The following is a 22366-nucleotide window of genomic DNA, read 5'->3' on the forward strand; positions in this document are numbered from 1 at the left end:
GGAGCTAATGGTTAGCAGAATGTGGTAAAATCATTTGAAGGGCTTATTAAAATAGAAGGATTTGCCCAATCATTAGGAGGGGATGAAATGTTTATGTCAGTTAATGATTTCTTAAATGAATGGAAACAAGAAGCAGCTGTTACACAAAAATTGTTGGATGTGCTGACAAATGAATCGTTGGATCAGGAAGTTTCCCCAGGATTATACAGCGTTGGAAGCCTTGCTTGGCATATTACAGGATCCGCTTACTACTTTCCTGCTCAAGTTGGTATAAAATTTGAGGTTCCTGATCTTCAAAAAGAGACCCCAAAATCTGCTGCTGAAATCAGCGAGACTTACAAAACAGTAAGTCAGCGCTTTACACAAGCATTTTCTGAACAAATTACAGATGAAACGATGAATAAAATGGTCAATTTATTTGGTGGAGACATGCCACTTCAGGCTGTTTTTCGTCTGCTTATCCAACATCAGGCACATCACCGCGGTCAATTGACGGTCCTTATGAGACAGGCAGACTTGAAAGTTCCTGGAGTGTATGGTCCTAGTAAAGAAGAATGGGAAGCGATGAATGCTCAAAAGAGCTGATATTAACAAAAAAGCCGGCGCCTGCCGGTTTTTTTATTTGTATAAAGGGTTTGTTTACAGGTTAGCGAAGTTAATAAGGAACAGGAACAACAAGGATAATGGAGGAGATAAAATGAAGGTTATTGGTCTTATTGGCGGAATGAGTTGGGAATCTTCTGTGGAGTATTATCGGATAATCAATCAAGAGGTTAAGAGAAGATTGGGGGGATTACATTCAGCGAAATGTCTATTATACAGTGTCGATTTTCATGAAATAGAACGGTACCAATCAGGAGGCGCCTGGGATAAGGCCGGGGAAGTGTTAGGTGATGCTGCGCGTTCTTTAGAAATGGGGGGAGCGGACTTTATTGTCATTTGTACCAATACGATGCACAAAGTTGTAAATGAGATCCAATCAAAAATAACTATCCCCCTATTGCATATAGCAGATGCAACCGCAGCACAAATTAAAGAGAAAGGAATTAATTCGGTTGGATTACTAGGCACAAGGTATACAATGGAACAAGACTTTTATAAATCACGTTTGGAGATGAACGGCATAAAAGTTATTGTACCAAGTGAACAGGAAAGAGAGATTATAAACAAAGTCATTTATGAAGAGTTATGTTTGGGTAAGATTCAAGAAAAATCAAGAGATTACTATAAAAAAGTTATCCATGGCTTAATCGAATCTGGTGCCAAAGGGATTATCTTAGGCTGTACCGAAATTGGATTATTGGTAAAACCGGGGGATTCAGATGTTCCTCTATTTGACACGGCTTACATCCATGCTTTGGAAGCGGTGAATATGTCATTAGAATGAGAAATTAGGGGTGGAAGAAATGAAAAAAATGACGTTATGGGGAAGAGATGAACATGACGATAGATTGGTTTTAGAAGTCATTAGAGGAAAGAAAACTGCAACATGTACACCAAAAGTTTGGTATTATGATTCCCCAGAAGAACCACCCACAGAAGTAGGTGATTACGTAGCGGTATATGATCAACAGGGGAAACACAGGTGTACCATCTTGATTACCGAAAATTATGAGATACGTTTTGGAGATGTGGACGAGAAGATTGCGAAAGCAGAAAACACTAATTCAATAGAGGAGTTTCGCAAAGACCACGTCGTTAGCTGGGAAGATGCGTTACGACAAGAGGGTAATGGATTAGATGATAATACGGTTATTGTAGTAGAGCACTTTGAGTTAGTGGAGAAATTGTAGGGACAGGAACCGTGACCCATTCTTGGTTCGTCAAGGCATTATTTATCATGCTTTAGTTAAAGGGTAATAGGCACGAGATTAATGAAAAAGTGGGTCGTCGTGCCTGTCCCCTCAGCACCTCTAAACCATCAAATAGTCAAAGGAAATACCAAATAGAATGATCGCAGCACCCAAACTAAAGTGAACCTTTTTTTCATTTACTCTTGTCTTCTCTAGTAGTGTAAAGATGATAACAATTAGGCCAATAAAAATAACACTATTAATGAGATAAGGAATGTTCACAAAAAAGAGGTGATGGAAAGTTTGAACAAATCCAGAGATAATTCCAAAACTACACAAGAGAAGAGGGATTCTTAATTTCCAATACATATTATCACCTAACTTTCTTGAGGCTTGGGGGACAGGCACCGCGACCCATTTTTATTCCTCTACGCCTCCTGAAATCGACAGAAAAGACGCCTCATTTCCATTTTGAAAAAGCTTAACTTTATCATATTCTTTGTTAAGATTTACTTTATAAAAGAGGCTATAATCCGATGACGAATCTGAAAAATCAGTTGTTTCTTCACTCTTATACATTAACTTTAGAATGTCCTCTTCGCTATCTACGTCAAAACCAGTGAAAGTTTCGGCTTTCTCACCTTGAACTATATTTTCTCCATTTAGGTAAACTACCATGGAGTCATTCTCTTCATCAAAATACAGATGAGCTCCGTTTTCCTTTTTCACACTCTGAAAATATGACTGTGTTTCCTCGCTTAAATCCTCTTCACTTAACTCTGAATAGGTCAAAGAAGAAGAATTATTATTACATCCAGTCAAAACCAAGGTGCCAAACAGTAAAAGTCGTAGTTTATTCAACGTGTTATTCCCCCAGTCCCCAAAAATCCATACACCAATATATTAACATAAAATCCCATGAAATCTTTATGTAAAACTAAGCCCTTGCTAATAAAAATAGGTCACCGTGCCTGTCCACTCGACTCCACTTCCACTAAAAAAATGTTTACCCTTCATCCCCTTAACAAATACTATCCAAGTACATAAAGAATAGGAGTGTTTAAGATGTCTCAAGATATGAACTATAGCGATGACAACAAATTTATCCCAGTGACCTCCATCGCCTCACATAGTGGGAAACATGTCACCTTGGATTTGTATTACTATACGAACCAAGTGGTGAATATTTGCATCTATGGAAACTCGGAGGGCTGGGTGCTGATTGATACAGGCATGCCGAAGTCTGCCGGAGAGATTCTTTCTGTGGTGGAGAACTATTTAGGAAAAGGTGCCCGCCCGAAAGCAATCATCTTAACGCACGGTCATTTCGATCATGTTGGGGCATCGGTGGAGTTGGTGCGGCATTGGGGAGTTCCGGTGTATGCGCATGAGCTGGAGCTTCCTTACCTGACCGGCAAAAGCGATTATCCTGAGCCGGACCCGAGTGTAGAAGGTGGACTCGTTGCGAAAGTGTCCTCCTATTTTCCCAACGAATCAACGGATCTTAGCGGACATATCCAGGCGCTGCCTGCGGATGGGACTGTACCGGGTATGGAGGGTTGGCGCTGGGTTCACACGCCAGGTCACTCGCCCGGGCACGTCTCCCTGTTCCGCGAGTCAGACCACATCCTCATCGCAGGGGATGCCTTTGTCACGGTGAGGCAGGACTCGCTCTATAAAGTGCTTGTGCAGCAACAGGAAGTATGCGGGCCGCCCAGGTATTTTACAACGGATTGGCACGCGGCATTGGAATCGGTGAAAAAATTAGAATCATTAAATCCGCAAGTTGCTGTCACTGGTCATGGACCTGCTATGGAAGGGGAAGAGTTGGCCAATGGACTCACAAAACTTGTACAAGACTTTGAATCAGTCGCCATCCCGGACTATGGAAAATATGTATAACAAAAGGAGAACATCATGAAAGCAGTCACTTACCAAGGGAAAAACACAGTAGTCGTAAAAACAGTAGAAGCCCCGAAAATTCAAGACCGTGAAGACGTGATTATTAGGATAACGTCCACGGCCATCTGTGGATCAGATTTGCACCTGTATCAAGGGAACTTTCCGTTGCCAATCGGCTATATTATCGGGCACGAACCGATGGGGATTGTGGAGGAAGTGGGCCCGGATGTGACAAAGGTGAAAAAGGGCGACCGCGTTGTCATCCCATTTACCGTCGCGTGCGGGAGATGCCATTATTGCGAACAAGAGTTGGAAAGCCAATGTGATAACTCTAATCCGCACTATGACTCTGGAGGCTATTTCGGCTATTCCGAGAAATTCGGAAATCACCCAGGAGGACAAGCAGAATACCTGCGGGTGCCGTTTGGCAACTTTACCCCATTCCTGATCCCGGAGGACTGTGAGCTGGAGGATGAATCACTCCTCCTTTTATCGGACGTTTTGCCAACTGCCTACTGGAGCGTGGTGAATGCAGGTGTGAAAGAGGGAGACACGGTCATTGTCCTAGGCTGTGGACCAGTAGGACTCATGGCTCAGCAATTTGCCTGGCAACAAGGCGCCAAACGAGTCATCGCCGTTGATTATATCGGCAACAGGCTCCAGCATTCCAAGCAACACATGCAAACAGAAGTCTTCGATTTCACCCAATACGACGACATGGGCGAAACCCTTAAGGAACTGACCAAAGGCGGAGCAGACGTTGTTATCGACTGTGTTGGGATGGACGGGAAAAAGTCTCCACTAGAGTGGGTGGAGCAAAAAATGAAACTCCAAGGCGGGACACTTGGACCGATTCAAATCGCAACCAAAGCGGTGAGAAAAGCAGGGACTCTGCAAATTACTGGTGTGTATGGTGGATTGTACAACATGTTCCCGCTAGGGCCGTTTTTCAGCCGGAACATCAATATCAGAATGGGGCAGGCGCCGGCGCGTCACTTTATGCCTCACCTATATGATCAAATTAAGAGTGGGAAGATTGATCCGACTAAGATCATTACACATAAAATGTCGCTAGATGAAGCAGCACACGGATACGACATTTTTAACAAAAAAGAAGATGACTGTATTAAGGTGATTTTGAAGCCTTGATTATTTTCGGTAAAGGTGAAGTGGGTTGAGGGGAGAGGTTCCTTGACCCATTTTTTTGTTATCTGTGTGGTAGTATAGGTAGGTTCTTCTTACGAATCATCGAAAAATGCACTTTTTTTCGAAAAAATAGCCATTTTTGGTAAGGAATTTTAGGTTCGGACAACTTTTCACAGGTTGAATTTTTGGTTCGGTCAACTTTGGAAAAACTTCGGTCAAAATTGCGAAATCTTCGGACATTTACCTAAAAGGCATGCAAGTGACCACATAGATTACCTTTATTTCATCTATCACTCTGTTATTTTGAAATAACAAAAATTAAACAAACGTTGGTATAACCGAAAATTCATCTTTTAAATAATTGATTTTAAATCCATTCGTCAAAGCTCAACCATTTTTGCAATCTATACTAAAATAACATTCGTCAATCCATTCAAACAACTCCTTTCAAAACTGGGCCACCGTGCCTGTCTCCTCAACCCAAAAAACCCCTTGCACAATTATGTCACACCGTGATATAGTCAAACTACGACATATGTCACAACGCGACACACTCGAAGAACAGAGGTGACCACATTGGATTTATCCAAAATTATAAAAAAGTACATACCCATGACAGAAACGGCGTTCTATATTTTGTTGTCATTGACAGAGCCGCGACATGGCTATGGCATTATCAAGCATGTTGAGGAAATCTCGTCCGGCCGAATCCGTTTAGGATCTGGAACCATCTATGGAACGCTGACAAAAATGCAAAAGGACGGCGTCATCACCGTATTTGCAGATGCCGAGCGAAAGACGGTGTACGAAATCACCGATAGCGGAAAAGAGCTGATCACAGCAGAAATAGAGAGGCTAAAGGAGCTTCACGGAAACGCATTGAAGTACGAGGGGGAATTCCTATGAAATCAATCATTAAACCACTATGGAGTTATGATGTGCAAAAAACAGAACAATGGCTCACCGACCAAGCGAAGGAAGGTTATCACCTAAAAGAACTGCGCCGCTTCAAACGACGCTTCACATTCGAAAAGTCCCTACCCAAAGACGTTACCTACCGAATCGGTTATGACAAAATAAAACCCGCAACCCTGTCCAACACCATGCGCAACGACGGCTGGGAAAAAGTGACAAAAACCGGCAAGTGGTATGTCATCGCAAACGAGAGACCAGAGGGAAAAGTGACCACTTCCACTAGTCGCGACGCCATCATCAAACGAAACAACTTTATTTTTTACGGATTCATGGCTATACTCATCTACATAACAGGTGCAATGCTGATGAACCTCGCCCTCTTTACAACAATCTATTTCGCAAGCAACGGAAATGTGGAAAGAGTGGAAAGTCCTTTTTGGATCATCACCTACATTGGCTCAGCGCTAGCAACCGCCTTCTACTTTTTCATGATCTACTCCGTCTGGAAAATAAAGAGGGCAAACAAAGCACTATCACAAGAGAGTCAAACAACCTATGCCCCACACCACACCCTAGAAAAGAAAAACCTTACCAAAGCAGAAGAAAAACAACTAAAACGGGAGGGATTGATCATCAAACGCCGTAAGTTCGGTTGGATGTACTCGCCGGACAAACTTGAAAAATGGCTAGAGCAACAAGCTACTGAAGGAAACCGCCTTCACCGCGTCAACAAACTAGGCACCACATTCTATTTTAGAAAAGGCGAACCGCAACACATCAAATACAGTGCCGACTATCAAAACCTCTCGAACGATACCTATTTCGAGATTCATAGACAAGCAGGTTGGAAGGATATATTCAGCTCCAAGGGTGCCATCCAAAAATGGACCATCTGGAGCAAGGAATATGAAGAAGGCGAAACACCACCAGCCTTATACAGCGACAAAACACACAAGCTCAAACAGGCAAAGAAAGTCGCCCTTTCCTATACCGTTCTATTCCTGCCATTGGTGCTAATGTACCTCTTCATTGCCAGTATGAACATTAGCTACATGTTCCGAAAAGAAGAGGCCTGGACCTTACATGATACAAATACCATTATGTTTTTCATCTGTATCCTCGTGTTTGGAACATTCATCACGAAGACTTGGATGTATTATATGAGGTTGAGGAGAGCTTGAAAATAGAGGAAGAAAAAATGGCCATTAGAACCCACACGGTTTTAATGGTCATTTTAATAGGTGCTATTCCTTTTTCATGATCCCTGCTGCCTGAAGCTTCGCCAATAACTCGTTAAAATCTGCGACTAACTCAGGTAGGGTGGTTGCCGTAGAGTTTGCTTGGTGCTCAATTTGAAAACTAACCTCATCTGGTACGATTTTAACTAGGGTACCCAAACCTGGTATCAACTTTTTCGCCTCGTGTGCCATCGTGGTCTCCTCCTTTTTTTATCAAAATTCTTCACTGCTTTTTTCCGGTGTCAATGCAAATATTATCCCAATGGTGTTTGGTGGAACGCTGGCAAGCAGGAACCACCAGTTGCCGGTAGTAATAGATAGGATTGCAAAACAAATAACGGACAAGGCAACAATGAAAATACCGAATTTGACTTTAGAGGGTTTCAACGGCTCTGACATATTCATATTGATGGACAAAATCATGCCTGTAAAGCCCCAACTCGTCATATGAACAACCATAATGACAGCAAGAACGATGGCGGGACTTAATTCCATACCGAACATGATCAACGTAAATAATAAATAAATGGAAGCGAGCGTGAAGAACCAAGAAATTCCCCGAGCCTTTTGCCAAATATGAGCATGCAGTTCATCCAAACCACGTTGCTTTTTGGCCATACGGCGTCCAAACCACCAAGCTATAATACCTATCACAGCCCCCCCATATAATCCGACCAATCCACCAATTTGTACCTCCATCATTCCTCTCCCCCTTCTTCTAAAATAAAGACCTCTTCAATGATGCAATCGAATACCTTTGAAATGTTATATGCTAGTTCAAGTGATGGATTGTACTTTCCCGATTCAATCGCGATGATGGACTGTCTCGAGACGCCTACCTGTACAGCTAAGTCCTCTTGCGTCATCTTCGCAGCTTTGCGCAGATCTTTAATCCGATTTTTCAACTTTTCTACACCTCAATTATTTTTGTAAAGCTAGCTTTACAATCGGTTGTAAGTAAAGCGTACTTTACATTTGATTAAATGTCAAGGTCGCTTTACAAAATAGATGATTTAGAAAGAGCTGAGGGGACAGGTTCCTCGACCTACTTTTCAGGAGAGATTAAGTTTATCAACCGATTTGTGAGGTTAAAATAAAGGCAAAAATGTATGAAGGTTTGATTAGCAATGGAAGAAAGAATCAAGGAGCTAACACTCTTTTATTACTGTAATTAACATCGTGGGAAGAAAAGAATATAGGAGAAATGAGACGAAGTTGGAAAGGGTACGACTTTGATGCCTTAAACCAATTAAGCGAACAGGACCTTCTCCGTGGAGGAACCCGTTCGAAATCCGTGTATCTAACAGAAGCGGGGATAGAAGAGGCAGAAAAATTAGTGAAAAAGTATATTGGACAAATAGACAGCAACTAAACGGAAACAGGGGCGGAGGAACTCACCACCGCCCCTGTCTTTATGTAAAATCTATGGGCCGCCGTGCCTGTCCCTTAGCCCATTTCTTAAAAATACATTAGCATAAGTTTCCATTTTGATATACCATTAATACATAATATTTACAGATACATAGAATAAAAGGGGGCTTTACATTGTACTTATTACTATCCATTTTTTTAGCACTAATTTTAGGGTATGCATTACTCCTGATGGGACCAATGGTTGGGGGATTCTTTGCATTCGCAATAATCACCGGCACCTTATTTAGAGGACTGTATCTCCTAAATGACATCCACAGAAGGATCACTAAAGATATTCCCAAGCCTGATCCAGTCAAAGAAGCTTACGAAAACTATTTGAAAGAGAAAGAAAGTAAAGTTCAAGGATAGGAGGATTCACCGCAAAAATGGGTCGCGGTGCCTGTCCCCATGGAGGGGTCTATGAAAAAAATCGGTTTGTTCTTTGTTACATTCTTCATTTTAGCTTACATAGTGTTAGTTGTATTAGGAATCGGAGAAACTTTCACAAAAGGTCTCCATGTTTTCATCTTATCTGCTATTGTCACCACCATTCACTGGATGTGTAATAGTTTTAACACACTAACAAAACAGAAAAGGTGAGAGTAATGTACAACAAAAATCGGTCGCGGTGCCTGTCCCCATGGACCAAAGGAGGACGATTGTATTGAGGAAAACCAACATTCAACCATGGACCAAAGAATGGGAAATCGCATATGACCGAGAACAAAAGCTGTTAAAAGAAATACTAAAAGATGAATTAGTAAACATCTTTCACATCGGAAGTACATCTTTACCGGCAATCGGTTATGCCAAACCCATCATTGATATGTTGATAGTGGTAAAAGATATTGAAAAAGTTGATCGGTACAATGAAGCGTTACGAAAAGTGGGGTATGAACCGAAAGGCGAGAATGGGATCGCAGGGAGAAGGTACTTCCCAAAAGGCAAGCCAAATAGAACACACCATGTACATATCTTTCAGGTCGGTAATGAACATATACAAACACATCTGGATTTCAAAATGTATCTAATGGCACACCCTGAAGACGCAAAAGCATATGGAGAATTGAAACTTAAATTAGCAAGGCAGTTTCCTGAAGACCATCATAAGTATCAAGAGGGGAAGCAGGAGTTTGTGAATGGGTTGGTCGAGAAGGCAAGGAGTTGGGGTGCGAGTAGATGAATGGGTAGTTACAAAGTATACGAATACCTGAAGACATAACCCTCTGATCGGGCAAAAGCATCATCAGCTACTGTATAGAAGTAAACCCGTTAATGTATTCTAGCAGGTTTATATATTTGGATAATACAGTAGTAATCTTATCTAAGGAGAATGACTATGGCTCAAATATCAATTCAAGAATTAACGACGAAAAACATGTATAAATGCCTAAAACTAAAGTTAGCGGAGGATCAAGTTAATCGAATTGCACCTAATGTATATTCAATAGCAGAGTCTAAGGTGAATCCCAATTTTACACCGTACGCAATACATTTGGATGAGGAAGTTATAGGTTTTGTGATGACGGATTATGATCCAAACGAGATTGAAGAGAGGAAGTATTGGATTCCTAGGTTTATGATTGATGTCTCTTATCAAAGTAGGGGACACGGGAAAGAGGCGATGCAACAAGTCGTAGAAATGTTCAAAAAGAATGATGATTGTCATTATATCGGCCTCTCAACAGAGCCAGATAATTATTCGGCACTTCGATTCTATGAGTCACTTGGATTCGTAAACACAGGCGAGATGTTAGAGGAAAGTGAAGTTATTTTACTATTAAAAGTTTAAATTCATTAATAGGGAAAACCACCAAAAACTAAACTACTTACATAAGAACTGTCCAGGAAAGCCAAATAACAAGGTAGTTATTATTGTTAAAAAGGAAGTGGTACTTTGTCTGAAATCTTCATGATTGGAAGAAAAGTCATAGCAGCATTAACTTCTGGAATATTAATGATTGCGATGTATTCGATTTTTGGTGGAATCGGTACAGGAGTTTTCTATGGTATGTATCTGCTTCCAATTATTTTTGTTTATGGCATACCAAGTTCTATGTTATCTGACTACGCTACCAAAAGCCTGACGGGAACAAAGCGAATAGTCGCCTCCTTCCTCATTCACCTTTTCTTAGCAGCATTGTTCGTGCCAATCCCAAGTTTGATTTCAGGATACAAAATAGACACGTGGTTCACAGGGGTAACTGGTTTGCTAGATACTTTCTTCTTGATTAATGCATCGATAGCAGCCTTACTACTTTGGCTAACAGACGAATTAATGAAAAATAAAACCTGTCAAACAAAACGAAGAAAGTGTTTAAATTGGATTGGGGGTTTAAGGATATAACGATTAGTTAATCCGCATGAGAATTAATAGCTTATTTTAGGGATTTATAGATTATGAAATAATTGGTATTAAATAATTAAATGAGATGAGAAAGAATTTAAATGGGGGTCTGGTTATGTGGATAGGCATAGTTTTAGCTTTTATCGGCGGAGGTTTAACGCTATGGTTGGAGGGATTTGGGGGATTATTTATTACAAATATTATGCTGGGGTTCTTAACTGGAATATTTCTTAATTTCTATCTGAACTATGTGGACGAAAACTTACAATAGCTATTCAACTATTATAGGGCGATAGCTGAAAAGTAATAAATTAATATATTGGGGCTGCTGTATGGAAAAAACCGATAAAATTATTAATGTTTTAGAAAATGAAGGGTTGTTAGGGGACGCTGATATAGAGTTAATAAGGATGAATAGTGGTACTACCAGTGGAGTCTTATATACTCTTTTATTAGATAAAACTCCTGCGTATGTTATCAAAATGGATGATCCGAAAATCATAAGTTCAACTAAAGATTTCCTGCGGGCATACAAAGAAATAAGTATATTACCTGATGTGGTTTATGCGGATGAAAATGATAAATACTTGGTTTACACATACACCCTTGGAGAAACTCACAACAACCGAGGTTCTAAATTAGAATGGATGACCATTTTAACACGAGAATTATTTACTAAATATTACAAGGTAAATGATGATATTTCGTGGGGCAGGGTTAATGGAAAACATAGAAATACATGGTCAGATTTTAACAACATTAGTTTCCAGCTTGCTCGAGAAAGCATAGGAAATCACCTACCTTTTGATGACCATAAAAGAGTCGAAGGGTTAGTAGAAAAACTAAGAGAATATCATCACGAAGAAGAAAAGTATTATCTTCACGGAGACACAGGGGTCCACAATTTTGTCTATTCATCAAATAATCTAATTGGGGTTATAGATCCGTCACCTTTGATTGGTCCTAAAATTTATGATTTTACGTATGCATTTTGCTCATCTCCAGATAGCCTGGATATAGAAACGCTTCTGCCATTATTTGCGCTTTGGAAGGGTAATACTCCCTTCGCTGAAGAACGCCTTATAGATGAAGTGATTTTTCAACTGTATACCCGTATAGGTGTGTGTATAAAAGTACACCCACAGGACTTAAGGAGCTATATGAAAGTATGGAGTGAATGGCGAGAGTATATTAATTGACCAAAAATCGGAGATGAGGAAAGTTAGCCTCTGGCACAAATGCCTACACTGAAAAGGAGAAGGTATGAATAGAAAAGTTGGTCTTTTTTTATTGGTTTTCTTTTGTTATTTAATATGGCTGTATCTTGCAATATATGAATCTTCGGTAAATGACTGGTGGACCGTTAATGAGATAAAAGAGAGAACGGAAGATACTATTGGGATAGGTGTATCAAATGTGAAGGTTATTGTTGGTACGGTGATTTTCATTATAGGTGGAGCGGTTCTCTACTTGTTGACAAGGAAAAGGAAGTAGATATTGATCCTGTTAAACCAAGAGCGATTGCAGTAAAGTGGCCCGCTCATGACATAAGAATTAATCAGGGAAAAATGAAAAATGGAGGTAATATAATTGGATTTTGTCTACTTAGCATCAATCACTGTCGCAGTTTTTTGTATGTTCGTAGTTGTCTTTCAGGTGTTACTGTCACTTGGCTACCCTTTTGGTGAATTTGCAATGGGGGGACACTTTAAAGTATTACCTAAAAGGTTACGAATTGTGAGTGCGCTAAATGCGTTAATTCTCGTATTTATGGGCTTGGTTTTTCTGCAGCATACGAATGTTTTAACTAGTTTAGATTTTTTATCTACACATATATTAGTATGGATCATTACAATTTTCTTGGGATTTAATACATTAGCAAACCTAGTATCTCGAAGTAAAAAAGAGAGACTTTTTATGACACCGTTATCGGGTTTTATTTTCATACTATGTTTATTTATTTCTTTAGCATAAGAATGACAGAAGTTTAAAAGAAAGTAATTTAACTGAATGTGGGAAGTTTCAACATACCAGCAAAATAGAGAAGGTCTATATCATGCATCGTCAAAGTGGGTCACGGTGCCTGTCCCCATGGACCAGAGGAGGAGTGTTTACATGGTTGATCCATATCAAATGAGTACTGGTGGAGACCCTATGTTTCAGTTTGTACCAATTTTTATTGGCATTATTTTTGTGATTGTTATCGGTAGTATCTTGATTTCGGTTTTCAAGGGCGTTGGGGAGTGGCAGAAAAATGAGCAATCTCCAAGGCTAAGTGTACCTGCTGTTGTTACATCAAAACGGATGGATGTTACGAAAAGGTCCAATATGCATCATCACAACGATACCCATCATCACCATTCTTCCAGCACCCATACAAAGTATTTTGTGACGTTCGAGTTTGAAAGTGGAGACCGTTCGGAGTTTCATGTTTCTGGTAAGGAGTATGGTTTACTCTCCGAAGATGACAATGGAGTATTAAGTTTTCAGGGGACGCGATATTTAGGCTTTGAGAGGAAAAAAGTGAGTATTTCGGGAGGAGAGGAGTATCAAGATGACTACAAGTGAAAAAGACATTCTACTGATGAATAGTGACCAAAACTTTCATAGATTACTTGAAATTATTGAATCCGTACCTAGTAGAAAAAGAGGCCTTTCCATTGAAACGCTAGAAAGAGATAAGAATTTCCGTGATGTAGTCATGCACTTGTATGAATGGCATGCCATGCTGGAGAGATGGTATAGAGAAGGAATGAATGGGGATACCCCATTTATGCCAGCACCAGGTTATAAGTGGCGTAATATCGGGCTACTCAATATGCGAACATGGGAAAACTACCAAGATGTAACATTAAATCAAGCGATAAAGAAATTAAAGTTAAGTCATGAGAGAGTAATGGACCTGATTAGATTACATACCAATGGAGAAATCATGACAAAAAAACACTATAAATGGACAAAAACAAGTAATCTATACAGCTATTTTGCAGCAAACACTTCCGACCATTACATTTGGGCGATAAAAAAATGTGAGGTTATTGAGAAGTCAATCAAAGGAGGGGAAGAGAAGCAGTTTGTAGACTAATGGATTCACACTATCGCTTTTCTTCCATATTATCGTTTAGAAATAGAAGGAGTTTATCATGAAGATTAATATGAAGGAATTTTATGTTCGTAATTTACGTTATATTATAAGATCAGCTAACGAGAAAGATGCAAAGGATTTGGCTGAAATAAGAGTGCAAATAGATGGCGAATCGGAAAATATGGATAGAGAAAAAGGCGAAGGATACATAGATGAGTTAGGATTCAAACAATTGATTAAGATAGATAATGAAACTTCACATAATCTTTTCTTAGTTTGCGAAATGAATGGAAGCGTTATTGGGTTTTCAAGGTGTGAAGGCAATCAGTTGAAAAGGATGGCTCATAAAGCTGAGTTTGGTGTTGGTGTTTTAAAGGATTTTTGGGGATATGGCATTGGTACCAATTTATTAAAAGAAACAATAACATGGGCTGACACGAACGACATGATGAAATTGACGCTGAGTGTGCTTGAAACCAATGAAAAAGCAATAATGCTATATAAGAATTATGGTTTCCAGGAAGAAGGAGTATTAAAAAAAGATAAACTGCTTTCAGATGGAAAATATTATAATACGGTATTAATGGCAAGGTTCAAGGAATAATGGCTACTTCTAATTGATTGGTAAAGTATGTTAAAATATCACAGTATAATTTATCTGAATTTTTCAAACAAAGGAGACAAGTCCAATGGTGAAAAAATAATCCGAGAGAATCTATTAGAGTTAACGGAGCGTGTAGATTTTCTCATCTCTTAACTAATGAAAATAAAGGAAGAGGAGAACAAACATGCTAAATAAAGTTACGCCGGCTGTTTATTATTTATCAAATGACGATAGTAAAGAAAGACCAACTTTGGGGTTGGTTTGTGGAGATAAATTCAGTCTTATCATAGACTCTGGAAATTCAGTCCAGCATGCACAAGATTTTTTAAAGGAAATAGAGGCTCTAAATGTGCCTCCGGTAAAATATTTGGTTGTGACCCATGGGCATTGGGACCATATCTTAGGGATGAACGAATTTGGGGCTACCATCATCGTTAATAGCCTTACCAATCAAATACTAGAAGAGTGGCAAAACTATTCTTTTGATGATGAATCCCTTCAGAAGTATGTCGAGTCTAATAAAATGTCTTCTAAATGTATGGAAATCATAAAAAATGAAATACCTTTCAGAGACTCGTTTAAGTTAAACGCTGCCGATATAATTTTTGAAAAATCCTTAACGATTGACCTAGGAAACAAGCTTTGTGTGTTGGAAACTATAAAGAGCACGCACAGTGATGATTCAACCATTGTTTATGTTCCTGACGATAAAGTCCTTTTTTTAGGTGATAGTGCATACGGAACAACCACAAATTCTTTATTCCATTATAAACAATCGCTACTATTGCCTATGATCGAAGAGATTCAAAAGTATGATACCACTTCCTTCATACTTGGACATGAATCGCTTTGTGACGTAGAAGAAATGAATCTGTACTGGAAGGAACTTATTTCTACCAGCAAAGCCAGAGATTCTACCTCTTTAGATAGAGCCATTGAATGTTTTGAGAGGGAGAATAATAGAACTCCCAATTCAAATGAAGATTTCTTTTTGAAAGCCTTTGTGAATGATCAAATAATTAGATCACAGCAGAGTTAATAGTAATAATTTTTGAAAGCGATTCTTCTATATGGGGGATCGCTGATTTTTATATTGAATAAGGTCATACTATCATTTTATTGTAATGGAGAAAGATTCGTAAGATTATTGTTTTATAGAGGAGCTATTTATGACTTATAAGTTTGAAATTATGACTCAGGCACAAGCGGAAGAGATTGCTCATAACTGGCACTATGATGGAGAATATTCTTTTTATGATATGGTAGCGGATGAAGAAGACTTAGCGGAATTTCTGGATTGTAAAGCAAGAGATAACTCTATGTTTGCGGTAATGATGGACACTGAGTTGATTGGTTTCTTCAGTGTGAGCCAAGCTGCTGCTAATGTATACGATATAGGATTAGGAATGAGACCGGATTTAACTGGTAATGGCAGAGGGACGGAATTTCTACATGTCGGTATGGAGTTTGTCCAAGCAAGATTTACAGTAGATAAATTTACGTTATCCGTGGCAACTTTCAATCAAAGAGCGATAAAAGTATATAGAAAAGTAGGGTTTAGGGATATGGATACTTTTATGCAGGATACTAATGGGGATACATATGAGTTTTTGAGGATGGTGTATGAGTGTGAGTAACTCAGTTCGTTGTGAGTTGGATTTTCTTATATAGAAAAACAAGATTGATAGATTAAAAGTAAAATTGCAAAATAGAGGTCCAGCTCAACTTTCCTTATATATTAGGCCGAACGGTTTCTATTCAACTAATTCTTTCTAAATGGTAATATTGTTATATGTTTCCATGAAACAGGGATAGATACTAGCAGAAGTGAGGGATAAGTATGTTTGAATTTAAAATGTGTGAAGACGAAATGAATTTTGAGAATGAACAATATTTTACTAGAATGATTGTTAATGCTAAAGGGGAAGGTCATGATAAAGGAGAACCTAGACTTAGGTGTGCAGTATCAATTACCCTACTGGTTAAAGAAAACCAAAAAGATCTAAATTTAAGAGCGAATATATATTGGGATGCCAAATACCCTAAAACCCACCCCATCTTTACTGGTGGCAGCTTGGTGAATTTTATTCAAGAACAAGGACACAACTATGATGAATTTAAAAAGTACTGGGATAAGGTTAAACGTCTAGCATCTAACGTTTTTACAGATGAAGAAATTCTTGAGTATCAGAAAAAGATGCAGGTAATAGCATAACCTTTATAGCCTTGTATTATAAAGAAGGTCAAGGAACTAAGTGTCCTTGACCTTTCTATATTAAGAAATAAAGATAGTTTTTCTATATGTTTTCAAATATTAAACTACATGCAGGGCTTCCTCTTGAATACTTTGGCTTTGGCGATACTCTTCGGCAAGCAAGGTGGTTGTAAACTCAACTGTTGGATCAATATCTTGTACCAACTCTTGTAAACTTGCCACATCTGCATAAAAGAATTCTTTTCTTAAGTTGATTTTATTTACTCGCTTTTCTGCTAGTCGCTCATGTATTGCTTGCTCCAAGCCTACTGCATTATCACTAAATACCATGGCGTGGATGTCAAATCTGAACGGGACAGATGCATTTCCTAATTCATCTATTCGGTCTTGCGGATTTAAACGGCGGGTCATACCCACTTTAAACATTTGATTCCCAAAAGAACCGAGATTGGAAATTACATAGACATAACCAGCACGACCATTTGCTCGTTTTACAATTTCCTCTTTTTGCTCCTCAAGTTGGTTTACTTGTTGTGTTAATTCTTCTAATCGCTCCGCTAGAGCCATTCGTTTTTCAGGGTCAGCTTCTTTCTCTAATAACTCTCGATTTTTAGCTAACTCTTGTTGATATTTTTCTGCTTCTTTCTCTAATTTTTTCTTTTCTTCTTCTAATATACGGCGCTCTTCTGCTTCTAGTTTCATTTGTTCTCTAATCAAACGTTGCTCTTCTTTTTCTTTTTCTTTTTGCACATAATACTTATATTCTATTTGAATTGCATTATAGAATAAGGGTTCTAATTCGGTTAGGAACTTTGTGATAGTTGGAAGAATACTCGCATTTCCTTCCCCGCAAATGGTTAAGTATTTATCAATTAAAGCTTTTGCCTCAGACTCCATCTGGGTTAAGTTAGTGTATTTTAATTTATGCAGTATATTTTGTAATTCTGCTTTAAGCCCAATGACCATCAAGTGGTAGATGGTTTTATTTGCTTTCGTATTATATCTTCCTTCATATGCTTTTAGAAGCTTTGTAATTTCACGGTTGTTGGCTGTCATTTCTTTCTTTAATAACTTAGAATCTTGATGGTGCAAATTTAACTGTACTAATGTTTCTAGAACTCCTTCTCCTAAGGCACTCTCTAGAATTGATAATTCTTCTGCAATTAAATCGTAGTTTACTGCATTTGGAAACTTATCTATTAGTGTTTTAATTCCTACGCTATCTGCTTTAAATTTTTTCGCAGCGTTTGTTAGCTTCGTAACTTTCTTTTCAACGGAACTAAGATTATCCATGGTTTCAGAAAGCTTTGAGTCAGCGGCAACCCTTTGTTGCACTAATAAATCCAACTCAGATTGAATAGAAGCCTTTGCTTCTAGCTTAATAGATTCCACCAACTGCTCTTTTTGATTTAGTGTTTGTTCTAATTCTATTAAAAGGCGCTTTTTTTCCTCTAGTGAACGTTCTAAATGAAACCATTCTTTAATTTTTTTAAACATTCGTGTCCCTCCTGTGCTCCCATAAACTGTAAAACCTTTATTACTATATCATATAATTGTTTAATATATGTCTGTTTTTTGAAATGCATATAATGGTAATGTCTTAGAGGCTTATAGAGTATTAGTTGAAAAATATTGAGTTTTTTGTAACTTTATGTAAAAACCCCAGTTCTTTTGCTATAATAAAAGTAATATTTTGTCGGTAGGTGAAAAGGATGGCTGTTACGGTTCCGGAAACAATTAGGAGCAGTGCTACTTCTGGGGAGAGGATTTTGTTCCGCACTTTGAAGGAGTATTTGCCGGATGACTATATAGTTTATTTTGAACCGGAAATCCAGGGGACTAGGCCGGACTTTGTGGTTATTGGTCCCGATCTGGGACTGATTGTGCTCGAGGTAAAGGATTATACAAGAAATACGTTGTATCAATTGAATAAGGATGAGTGGACGATCAGAGATACTGGTGGAAATCTACATAGTGTGAAGAGTCCACTTAAGCAGGCAAGAGATTACGTGTTTAAGATAAATGATGTGTTGAAGAAGGATAAGAATTTGATTCAAACGGAAGGGAAGCATCAGTTTAAATTAAAATTCCCTTATGGCTATGGCGTTGTTTTTACACGCCTTAACCAAAAGCAGGTTCTAGAGGACGGGATCTATTCTATCATTGATCCGGACAGCATGCTTACACGGGAAGAGATAGATCCTGATTACGAGGAGTTCTCGGAGGAAGTGCTTGCAGAGAAATTAATTAATATGTTCCAAGTACCTTTCAGGTTAAGAGAGCCGCTTACATATGAAGAAATTAATACGATTAGGTACTATCTATTTCCTGAGGTCCGAATTGGGGCTGAGTTTAAAGAGCCTGTTCCTTACCAGGATCAACTGCTACTATCTTTAAGGGATATCAAAACAATGGATTTCCATCAAGAAAACATGGCCAAACAAATTGGCGATAAAAATAGGCTTATTCGAGGAGTGGCAGGCAGCGGGAAGACCATTATTCTGGCGAGTAGAGCAAAGATGCTTGCGAAAGAGAATCCTAATTGGAGAATCTTGATTTTGTGCTATAACATATCACTCTCCCAAAATATCGCGCAAATAGTAAGAGCTATGGCGTTGGAGCCTGATAATCTATTTGACTTTCATTTTGGTGATGGAGAAATACAGATCCAGCCAACTCCTAGGAATATTGAAGTGAGAAACTTTCATCAGTGGTTGAAAAATGACTTAAAGATGAGTGAGGGAATCATCGATACATACATTGAGAAGTTAGAGAAGGGAGAAGCAATTGCTCCTAAATATGACGCTATCCTTATTGACGAAGGACAAGACTTTGAAGCAAGCTGGCTTCATCTCGTTAGCTTATGTCTAAACCCTGAAACCAAAGCTCTACTTCTTGTAGAAGACCGTGCACAAACTATTTATCCAAGAAAAAGAAGCTATCTCAAAGACACAGGACTGGATTTCCGTGGTAGATCGAAAATATTAAATATAAACTACAGAAACACATCACAAATCGTCAACTGTGCCTGGGACTTCTTCCAAAAGAATTCCTCGCTACAAAACAAGGTGGTAGTGGGCGAAACGGAAGGCGTAGAAATTATCTCTCCTAAAAGCACAAAACGCAAAGGTCCAGAACCAGCCATCTTGAAAGCAGAAAGCTTTGCAAAAGAAATGCATATTATCGCAAGGCAAATACAACAGCTACACCAAGTGCGGAAAGTTCCGTACTCTGAAATGCTTATTCTATATCGAGTTAAACGCACGCATAAAGCAGATATTATTGGTACCATACAAAAAGCGCTCCAAAAAGAAGGCATCCCTGCAACATGGATAACTGAAAATGAAGCTAGCAAAAGAGCTTTTAATAGAGAAGAAGAGACCGTCAAGATAAGTACAATAGACAGTAGCAAAGGGCTGGACTTCCAAGCGGTGTTTATTGTGAAAGCGGATACCATGCCATTCCCGCTTGAGAAGGATAAAGAGCGCGAAGTATCGTTGATGTATATTGGGATGACTAGGGCGAAGGAGTATTTGTGTATTTCGTATTCTGGGGAGTCGGAGTTTACTTCTTATTTTGAAGAGTGGAAAGAAGAATTATTAACTAGTACACGAGAGAAAAAAGCTATTAATCGAAAGTAAGCGTTAGTTCAATATAAGATTACTCAAGGTTGCAATGAGGTGATACTTTGCCAAAAAAACTGAAAAAGAAATATTATGTTGTTTGGTCTGGGAAACAAACTGGAGTCTTTCGTACCTGGGAAGAGTGTAAGAGGCAAGTGCATGGTATACCAGGATCGAGATTTAGGTCATATCCAACAGAAGAAGAGGCTCAACAAGCTTATGGGTCTGGTGGTCCAAAAGGTAGAATACGAGATGCGAATGCTATACCCAAACATAAAGAACAACTTGATTTCTTTTCTAATGAAGTTAAATTACCAACTTTCGAAGAGGAGAGTATAAGCGTAGATGCTGCATGTAGTGGTAACCCTGGTATTATGGAATATCAAGGTGTATATACCAAGAATGGAAAGCAAATTTTTCACTTTGGACCAATCGGTCATGCAACTAATAACATTGGAGAATTCCTAGCAATTGTTCATGCTCTAGCACTACTTAAAGAAAAACAAAGCGATCTCCCAATCTATACAGATTCATTAACAGCGTTAAGCTGGGTTCGAAACAAAAAGGTAAAGACAAATATCCAACAAATTGCCGCTACAAAACGGTTATGGTCTCTAATAAAAAGGGCAGAAAACTGGCTTCAAACAAATGATTATCCAAATAAAATTCTAAAGTGGGAGACAAAGGTTTGGGGGGAGATTAAGGCGGATTTTGGGAGGAAAGGTTGAGGTGTAATAGAAATATTGAATAATAAAGACATTTCTAGTTAAATCTTCTTAAAAACTTGATGGGGACTCTTATTGAAAATGTGGATTACTATTATAGATACTTGGGAGATGGTTTAATGAAATATGAGTACGGTAGTGTCTTACTTTCTTTTGAAGATATATATGAAAGTTTACCAAAGCGACTAGATGAATTAATTAGTGCGCCTAAATATGAAATAAAAAATTTAACAGAAGGTACTATTAAGAAGCTTTTTGGAAAAGATAATTCACCAATAGAAGGTGTCTTTCTTATTACTAACCATACCGATAAAAAAATGCTCTATGTTGGCCGTTCTAGAAATCTAGCTACACGAATAGGTGTAGATTTACGAGCAACATCCAGAGAACAAGCAACTATCTCCTATAAACTAACTACATTAACAGATGATTATCCTGACTTGGAAACAATTAGAGATGCTAGAGAGTTTATGTATAAACACTATTCTGTGCAAATGATTAAAGTACCAAATGAAAATGAACGCGCGATTTTTCAAATATATGCAGCTATGAAATTGGATACGATAAATGTATTTAATAGCTTTAGAGAAACTTAATATCCTAATAGATAGTGGGGAGAAAGGTAGTAGAAATAAGCATGAGTTATAACAGAGAATCTGAATTTAAAAAACGTTTTAACCAATTCATCTGTTCGAAAATTACCGGTGAGAATAATGATTATTATTCAAAGTTATCAATAGAAGATTTTGTGGACATCAAAAGCACATTAAGTGATATTAACAATATAATTACATATAAGACTACAATTAGTTTTATGGATTGGTTAAGAGACCGCTTTTCGAATGTAGAAGAGAATTATCAACTTTATTTGGAAGGTGTTTTAAAAGTAAAACCAAGTGTTAATGGTTACGATATTATGGTCACTGGAAAGGAAAATATTTTAGCAGAAATTAAATGCAATAAACCAATTAATAATGGGTATAAGTTTGGTTCTGCACAAAAGAACGGTCTAATTAAAGACATTCAGGGTTTATTAGAGGGGAAAACAAAAGTGAAGTTTGATCCGATTCATGCTTACAAGTTCCTTGTAATGTATGATTTTGGAGACCATACGTTAAAAGCAACTGAACATTTAATAAAAAATATTCCTTCAATTTATAAAGGGAAAGTTGAGATATTCAAGGACCATACCCAATTGAAGAAAGATAAAATATATGTAGTTTTTATTAAATAGAGTTATGTAGTGCCAAAGTCGATTCTTGAAAATATAAGAGAATCGACTTTGTTATTATTGTAAAATGTTCCTTATACCAGAAGTGTCTTTTAGCAGGGAAATGCTGGTTTTTTGTCGAAAATGATA

The 22366-nt window shown here is 38.3% G+C and carries 32 protein-coding genes; 27 read left to right on the forward strand and 5 right to left on the reverse strand.

All coding sequences use genetic code 11. From position 1 onward, the window contains the following. Window positions 1-21 precede the first annotated feature (21 nt). The 3 genes from B4U37_RS03340 to B4U37_RS03350 all read left to right on the forward strand — a co-directional run bounded on the left by B4U37_RS03340 (window position 22) and on the right by B4U37_RS03350 (window position 1793). Window positions 22-585 carry a DinB family protein gene (locus B4U37_RS03340; protein ID WP_245840046.1) on the forward strand — a complete coding sequence of 188 codons (564 nt, stop codon included), beginning with the start codon at window positions 22-24 and terminating at the stop codon, window positions 583-585. Window positions 586-697: 112 nt separating this feature from the next. After that, entirely contained in the window at window positions 698-1387 is a 690-nt protein-coding gene (locus B4U37_RS03345) for an aspartate/glutamate racemase family protein (RefSeq protein WP_088017070.1), read from the forward strand. 19 nt (window positions 1388-1406) lie between these two features. After that, window positions 1407-1793: an ASCH domain-containing protein gene (locus tag B4U37_RS03350; RefSeq protein ID WP_088017071.1), complete on the forward strand. Its 387-nt coding sequence runs from the start codon at window positions 1407-1409 to the stop codon at window positions 1791-1793. 420 nt (window positions 1794-2213) lie between these two features. Here B4U37_RS03350 and B4U37_RS03360 read toward each other — a convergent pair whose 3' ends face one another. Next, window positions 2214-2654: a hypothetical protein gene (locus tag B4U37_RS03360; RefSeq protein WP_088017072.1), complete on the reverse strand. Its 441-nt coding sequence runs from the start codon at window positions 2652-2654 to the stop codon at window positions 2214-2216. Between the two features lie 204 nt (window positions 2655-2858). Between B4U37_RS03360 and B4U37_RS03365 the strand changes: the two genes are divergently transcribed. From B4U37_RS03365 to B4U37_RS03380, 4 genes are all read left to right on the forward strand, one after another. Further along, window positions 2859-3695: an MBL fold metallo-hydrolase gene (locus B4U37_RS03365; RefSeq protein ID WP_088017073.1), complete on the forward strand. Its 837-nt coding sequence runs from the start codon at window positions 2859-2861 to the stop codon at window positions 3693-3695. Window positions 3696-3710: 15 nt separating this feature from the next. Continuing rightward, window positions 3711-4844: a zinc-dependent alcohol dehydrogenase gene (locus B4U37_RS03370; RefSeq protein ID WP_088017074.1), complete on the forward strand. Its 1134-nt coding sequence runs from the start codon at window positions 3711-3713 to the stop codon at window positions 4842-4844. Window positions 4845-5453: 609 nt separating this feature from the next. Next, the gene (locus B4U37_RS03375; RefSeq protein ID WP_088020115.1) at window positions 5454-5747 is read left to right on the forward strand and encodes a PadR family transcriptional regulator; all 294 of its coding nucleotides are present in this window, start codon (window positions 5454-5456) and stop codon (window positions 5745-5747) included. Next, on the forward strand, window positions 5744-6937 hold the full coding sequence (locus B4U37_RS03380) for a DUF2812 domain-containing protein (protein ID WP_088017075.1): 1194 nt from the start codon (window positions 5744-5746) through the stop codon (window positions 6935-6937). Before B4U37_RS03375 ends, B4U37_RS03380 begins: the two co-directional genes overlap by 4 nt. A 63-nt stretch (window positions 6938-7000) precedes the next feature. Here B4U37_RS03380 and B4U37_RS03385 read toward each other — a convergent pair whose 3' ends face one another. From B4U37_RS03385 to B4U37_RS03395, 3 genes are read right to left on the reverse strand one after another with little or no spacing between them, the layout of a single operon-like run. Continuing rightward, window positions 7001-7186, reverse strand: coding sequence for a hypothetical protein (locus tag B4U37_RS03385; RefSeq protein ID WP_088017076.1), 186 nt, complete (start codon window positions 7184-7186; stop codon window positions 7001-7003). A gap of 21 nt (window positions 7187-7207) precedes the next feature. Beyond that, complete coding sequence (locus tag B4U37_RS03390) at window positions 7208-7696, reverse strand: hypothetical protein (protein WP_245840047.1); 489 nt, start codon at window positions 7694-7696, stop codon at window positions 7208-7210. Then, the gene (locus tag B4U37_RS03395; RefSeq protein WP_010199850.1) at window positions 7693-7899 is read right to left on the reverse strand and encodes a helix-turn-helix transcriptional regulator; all 207 of its coding nucleotides are present in this window, start codon (window positions 7897-7899) and stop codon (window positions 7693-7695) included. Before B4U37_RS03395 ends, B4U37_RS03390 begins: the two co-directional genes overlap by 4 nt. 299 nt (window positions 7900-8198) lie before the next feature. Here B4U37_RS03395 and B4U37_RS22315 point away from each other — a divergent pair, with 299 nt between their 5' ends. The 16 genes from B4U37_RS22315 to B4U37_RS03470 all read left to right on the forward strand — a co-directional run bounded on the left by B4U37_RS22315 (window position 8199) and on the right by B4U37_RS03470 (window position 16658). Beyond that, window positions 8199-8366 carry a DUF6429 family protein gene (locus B4U37_RS22315; protein WP_245840048.1) on the forward strand — a complete coding sequence of 56 codons (168 nt, stop codon included), beginning with the start codon at window positions 8199-8201 and terminating at the stop codon, window positions 8364-8366. Window positions 8367-8539: 173 nt separating this feature from the next. Further along, entirely contained in the window at window positions 8540-8776 is a 237-nt protein-coding gene (locus B4U37_RS03405) for a hypothetical protein (RefSeq protein WP_088017077.1), read from the forward strand. Window positions 8777-8827: 51 nt separating this feature from the next. Next, on the forward strand, window positions 8828-9007 hold the full coding sequence (locus B4U37_RS03410; RefSeq protein ID WP_088017078.1) for a hypothetical protein: 180 nt from the start codon (window positions 8828-8830) through the stop codon (window positions 9005-9007). Between the two features lie 64 nt (window positions 9008-9071). Beyond that, entirely contained in the window at window positions 9072-9590 is a 519-nt protein-coding gene (locus B4U37_RS03415) for a GrpB family protein (protein ID WP_088017079.1), read from the forward strand. A gap of 156 nt (window positions 9591-9746) precedes the next feature. Beyond that, window positions 9747-10199 carry a GNAT family N-acetyltransferase gene (locus B4U37_RS03420; protein WP_157663699.1) on the forward strand — a complete coding sequence of 151 codons (453 nt, stop codon included), beginning with the start codon at window positions 9747-9749 and terminating at the stop codon, window positions 10197-10199. Between the two features lie 120 nt (window positions 10200-10319). Then, window positions 10320-10754 carry a hypothetical protein gene (locus B4U37_RS03425; RefSeq protein ID WP_157663700.1) on the forward strand — a complete coding sequence of 145 codons (435 nt, stop codon included), beginning with the start codon at window positions 10320-10322 and terminating at the stop codon, window positions 10752-10754. A 115-nt stretch (window positions 10755-10869) separates the two neighbouring features. Beyond that, complete coding sequence (locus B4U37_RS22170; protein WP_198317076.1) at window positions 10870-11025, forward strand: hypothetical protein; 156 nt, start codon at window positions 10870-10872, stop codon at window positions 11023-11025. A 61-nt stretch (window positions 11026-11086) separates the two neighbouring features. Continuing rightward, window positions 11087-11953: a hypothetical protein gene (locus tag B4U37_RS03430; protein ID WP_088017082.1), complete on the forward strand. Its 867-nt coding sequence runs from the start codon at window positions 11087-11089 to the stop codon at window positions 11951-11953. Between the two features lie 64 nt (window positions 11954-12017). Further along, window positions 12018-12248: a hypothetical protein gene (locus B4U37_RS03435; RefSeq protein ID WP_088017083.1), complete on the forward strand. Its 231-nt coding sequence runs from the start codon at window positions 12018-12020 to the stop codon at window positions 12246-12248. 96 nt (window positions 12249-12344) lie between these two features. Continuing rightward, entirely contained in the window at window positions 12345-12728 is a 384-nt protein-coding gene (locus B4U37_RS03440; RefSeq protein WP_088017084.1) for a hypothetical protein, read from the forward strand. Between the two features lie 141 nt (window positions 12729-12869). Beyond that, window positions 12870-13322, forward strand: coding sequence for a DUF2500 domain-containing protein (locus B4U37_RS03445; protein ID WP_088017085.1), 453 nt, complete (start codon window positions 12870-12872; stop codon window positions 13320-13322). Then, the gene (locus B4U37_RS03450; protein ID WP_088017086.1) at window positions 13309-13839 is read left to right on the forward strand and encodes a ClbS/DfsB family four-helix bundle protein; all 531 of its coding nucleotides are present in this window, start codon (window positions 13309-13311) and stop codon (window positions 13837-13839) included. Before B4U37_RS03445 ends, B4U37_RS03450 begins: the two co-directional genes overlap by 14 nt. A gap of 58 nt (window positions 13840-13897) precedes the next feature. Then, on the forward strand, window positions 13898-14443 hold the full coding sequence (locus B4U37_RS03455) for a GNAT family N-acetyltransferase (protein ID WP_088017087.1): 546 nt from the start codon (window positions 13898-13900) through the stop codon (window positions 14441-14443). A gap of 184 nt (window positions 14444-14627) precedes the next feature. After that, on the forward strand, window positions 14628-15482 hold the full coding sequence (locus tag B4U37_RS03460) for an MBL fold metallo-hydrolase (RefSeq protein ID WP_088017088.1): 855 nt from the start codon (window positions 14628-14630) through the stop codon (window positions 15480-15482). Window positions 15483-15612: 130 nt separating this feature from the next. Continuing rightward, window positions 15613-16080, forward strand: coding sequence for a GNAT family N-acetyltransferase (locus B4U37_RS03465; protein WP_088017089.1), 468 nt, complete (start codon window positions 15613-15615; stop codon window positions 16078-16080). Window positions 16081-16283: 203 nt separating this feature from the next. Next, window positions 16284-16658 (forward strand): hypothetical protein, encoded by a 375-nt coding sequence (locus tag B4U37_RS03470; RefSeq protein ID WP_088017090.1) that lies wholly within the window; start codon window positions 16284-16286, stop codon window positions 16656-16658. Between the two features lie 99 nt (window positions 16659-16757). Here B4U37_RS03470 and B4U37_RS03475 read toward each other — a convergent pair whose 3' ends face one another. Beyond that, complete coding sequence (locus tag B4U37_RS03475; protein WP_088017091.1) at window positions 16758-18155, reverse strand: GIY-YIG nuclease family protein; 1398 nt, start codon at window positions 18153-18155, stop codon at window positions 16758-16760. 215 nt (window positions 18156-18370) lie between these two features. Here B4U37_RS03475 and B4U37_RS03480 point away from each other — a divergent pair, with 215 nt between their 5' ends. The 4 genes from B4U37_RS03480 to B4U37_RS03495 all read left to right on the forward strand — a co-directional run bounded on the left by B4U37_RS03480 (window position 18371) and on the right by B4U37_RS03495 (window position 22240). Then, window positions 18371-20299, forward strand: coding sequence for a 3'-5' exonuclease (locus B4U37_RS03480; RefSeq protein WP_088017092.1), 1929 nt, complete (start codon window positions 18371-18373; stop codon window positions 20297-20299). 47 nt (window positions 20300-20346) lie between these two features. Then, a complete protein-coding gene (locus B4U37_RS03485; RefSeq protein ID WP_245840049.1) occupies window positions 20347-21009 on the forward strand; it encodes a ribonuclease H1 domain-containing protein in 663 nt (220 codons plus the stop codon). Window positions 21010-21125: 116 nt separating this feature from the next. Further along, on the forward strand, window positions 21126-21602 hold the full coding sequence (locus B4U37_RS03490; RefSeq protein WP_088017093.1) for a hypothetical protein: 477 nt from the start codon (window positions 21126-21128) through the stop codon (window positions 21600-21602). A gap of 41 nt (window positions 21603-21643) precedes the next feature. Continuing rightward, a complete protein-coding gene (locus B4U37_RS03495; RefSeq protein WP_088017094.1) occupies window positions 21644-22240 on the forward strand; it encodes a hypothetical protein in 597 nt (198 codons plus the stop codon). Window positions 22241-22366 lie beyond the last annotated feature (126 nt).

Origin of the sequence: Sutcliffiella horikoshii, assembly GCF_002157855.1 — a bacterium.
GTDB classification, from domain to species: Bacteria; Bacillota; Bacilli; order Bacillales; family Bacillaceae_I; genus Sutcliffiella_A; species Sutcliffiella_A horikoshii_C.

Coding starts and splice junctions, on each gene's coding strand:
- B4U37_RS03345 (WP_088017070.1), top strand. CDS start 698: ATGAAGGTTATTGGTCTTATTGGCGGAATGAGTTGGGAATCTTCTGTG.
- B4U37_RS03350 (WP_088017071.1), top strand. CDS start 1,407: ATGAAAAAAATGACGTTATGGGGAAGAGATGAACATGACGATAGATTG.
- B4U37_RS03365 (WP_088017073.1), top strand. CDS start 2,859: ATGTCTCAAGATATGAACTATAGCGATGACAACAAATTTATCCCAGTG.
- B4U37_RS03370 (WP_088017074.1), top strand. CDS start 3,711: ATGAAAGCAGTCACTTACCAAGGGAAAAACACAGTAGTCGTAAAAACA.
- B4U37_RS03375 (WP_088020115.1), top strand. CDS start 5,454: ATGACAGAAACGGCGTTCTATATTTTGTTGTCATTGACAGAGCCGCGA.
- B4U37_RS03380 (WP_088017075.1), top strand. CDS start 5,744: ATGAAATCAATCATTAAACCACTATGGAGTTATGATGTGCAAAAAACA.
- B4U37_RS03385 (WP_088017076.1), bottom strand. CDS start 7,186: ATGGCACACGAGGCGAAAAAGTTGATACCAGGTTTGGGTACCCTAGTT.
- B4U37_RS03390 (WP_245840047.1), bottom strand. CDS start 7,696: ATGATGGAGGTACAAATTGGTGGATTGGTCGGATTATATGGGGGGGCT.
- B4U37_RS22315 (WP_245840048.1), top strand. CDS start 8,199: ATGAGACGAAGTTGGAAAGGGTACGACTTTGATGCCTTAAACCAATTA.
- B4U37_RS03410 (WP_088017078.1), top strand. CDS start 8,828: ATGAAAAAAATCGGTTTGTTCTTTGTTACATTCTTCATTTTAGCTTAC.
- B4U37_RS03420 (WP_157663699.1), top strand. CDS start 9,747: ATGGCTCAAATATCAATTCAAGAATTAACGACGAAAAACATGTATAAA.
- B4U37_RS03425 (WP_157663700.1), top strand. CDS start 10,320: ATGATTGGAAGAAAAGTCATAGCAGCATTAACTTCTGGAATATTAATG.
- B4U37_RS22170 (WP_198317076.1), top strand. CDS start 10,870: ATGTGGATAGGCATAGTTTTAGCTTTTATCGGCGGAGGTTTAACGCTA.
- B4U37_RS03430 (WP_088017082.1), top strand. CDS start 11,087: ATGGAAAAAACCGATAAAATTATTAATGTTTTAGAAAATGAAGGGTTG.
- B4U37_RS03435 (WP_088017083.1), top strand. CDS start 12,018: ATGAATAGAAAAGTTGGTCTTTTTTTATTGGTTTTCTTTTGTTATTTA.
- B4U37_RS03445 (WP_088017085.1), top strand. CDS start 12,870: ATGGTTGATCCATATCAAATGAGTACTGGTGGAGACCCTATGTTTCAG.
- B4U37_RS03450 (WP_088017086.1), top strand. CDS start 13,309: ATGACTACAAGTGAAAAAGACATTCTACTGATGAATAGTGACCAAAAC.
- B4U37_RS03455 (WP_088017087.1), top strand. CDS start 13,898: ATGAAGATTAATATGAAGGAATTTTATGTTCGTAATTTACGTTATATT.
- B4U37_RS03460 (WP_088017088.1), top strand. CDS start 14,628: ATGCTAAATAAAGTTACGCCGGCTGTTTATTATTTATCAAATGACGAT.
- B4U37_RS03465 (WP_088017089.1), top strand. CDS start 15,613: ATGACTTATAAGTTTGAAATTATGACTCAGGCACAAGCGGAAGAGATT.
- B4U37_RS03470 (WP_088017090.1), top strand. CDS start 16,284: ATGTTTGAATTTAAAATGTGTGAAGACGAAATGAATTTTGAGAATGAA.
- B4U37_RS03475 (WP_088017091.1), bottom strand. CDS start 18,155: ATGTTTAAAAAAATTAAAGAATGGTTTCATTTAGAACGTTCACTAGAG.
- B4U37_RS03480 (WP_088017092.1), top strand. CDS start 18,371: ATGGCTGTTACGGTTCCGGAAACAATTAGGAGCAGTGCTACTTCTGGG.
- B4U37_RS03490 (WP_088017093.1), top strand. CDS start 21,126: ATGAAATATGAGTACGGTAGTGTCTTACTTTCTTTTGAAGATATATAT.
- B4U37_RS03495 (WP_088017094.1), top strand. CDS start 21,644: ATGAGTTATAACAGAGAATCTGAATTTAAAAAACGTTTTAACCAATTC.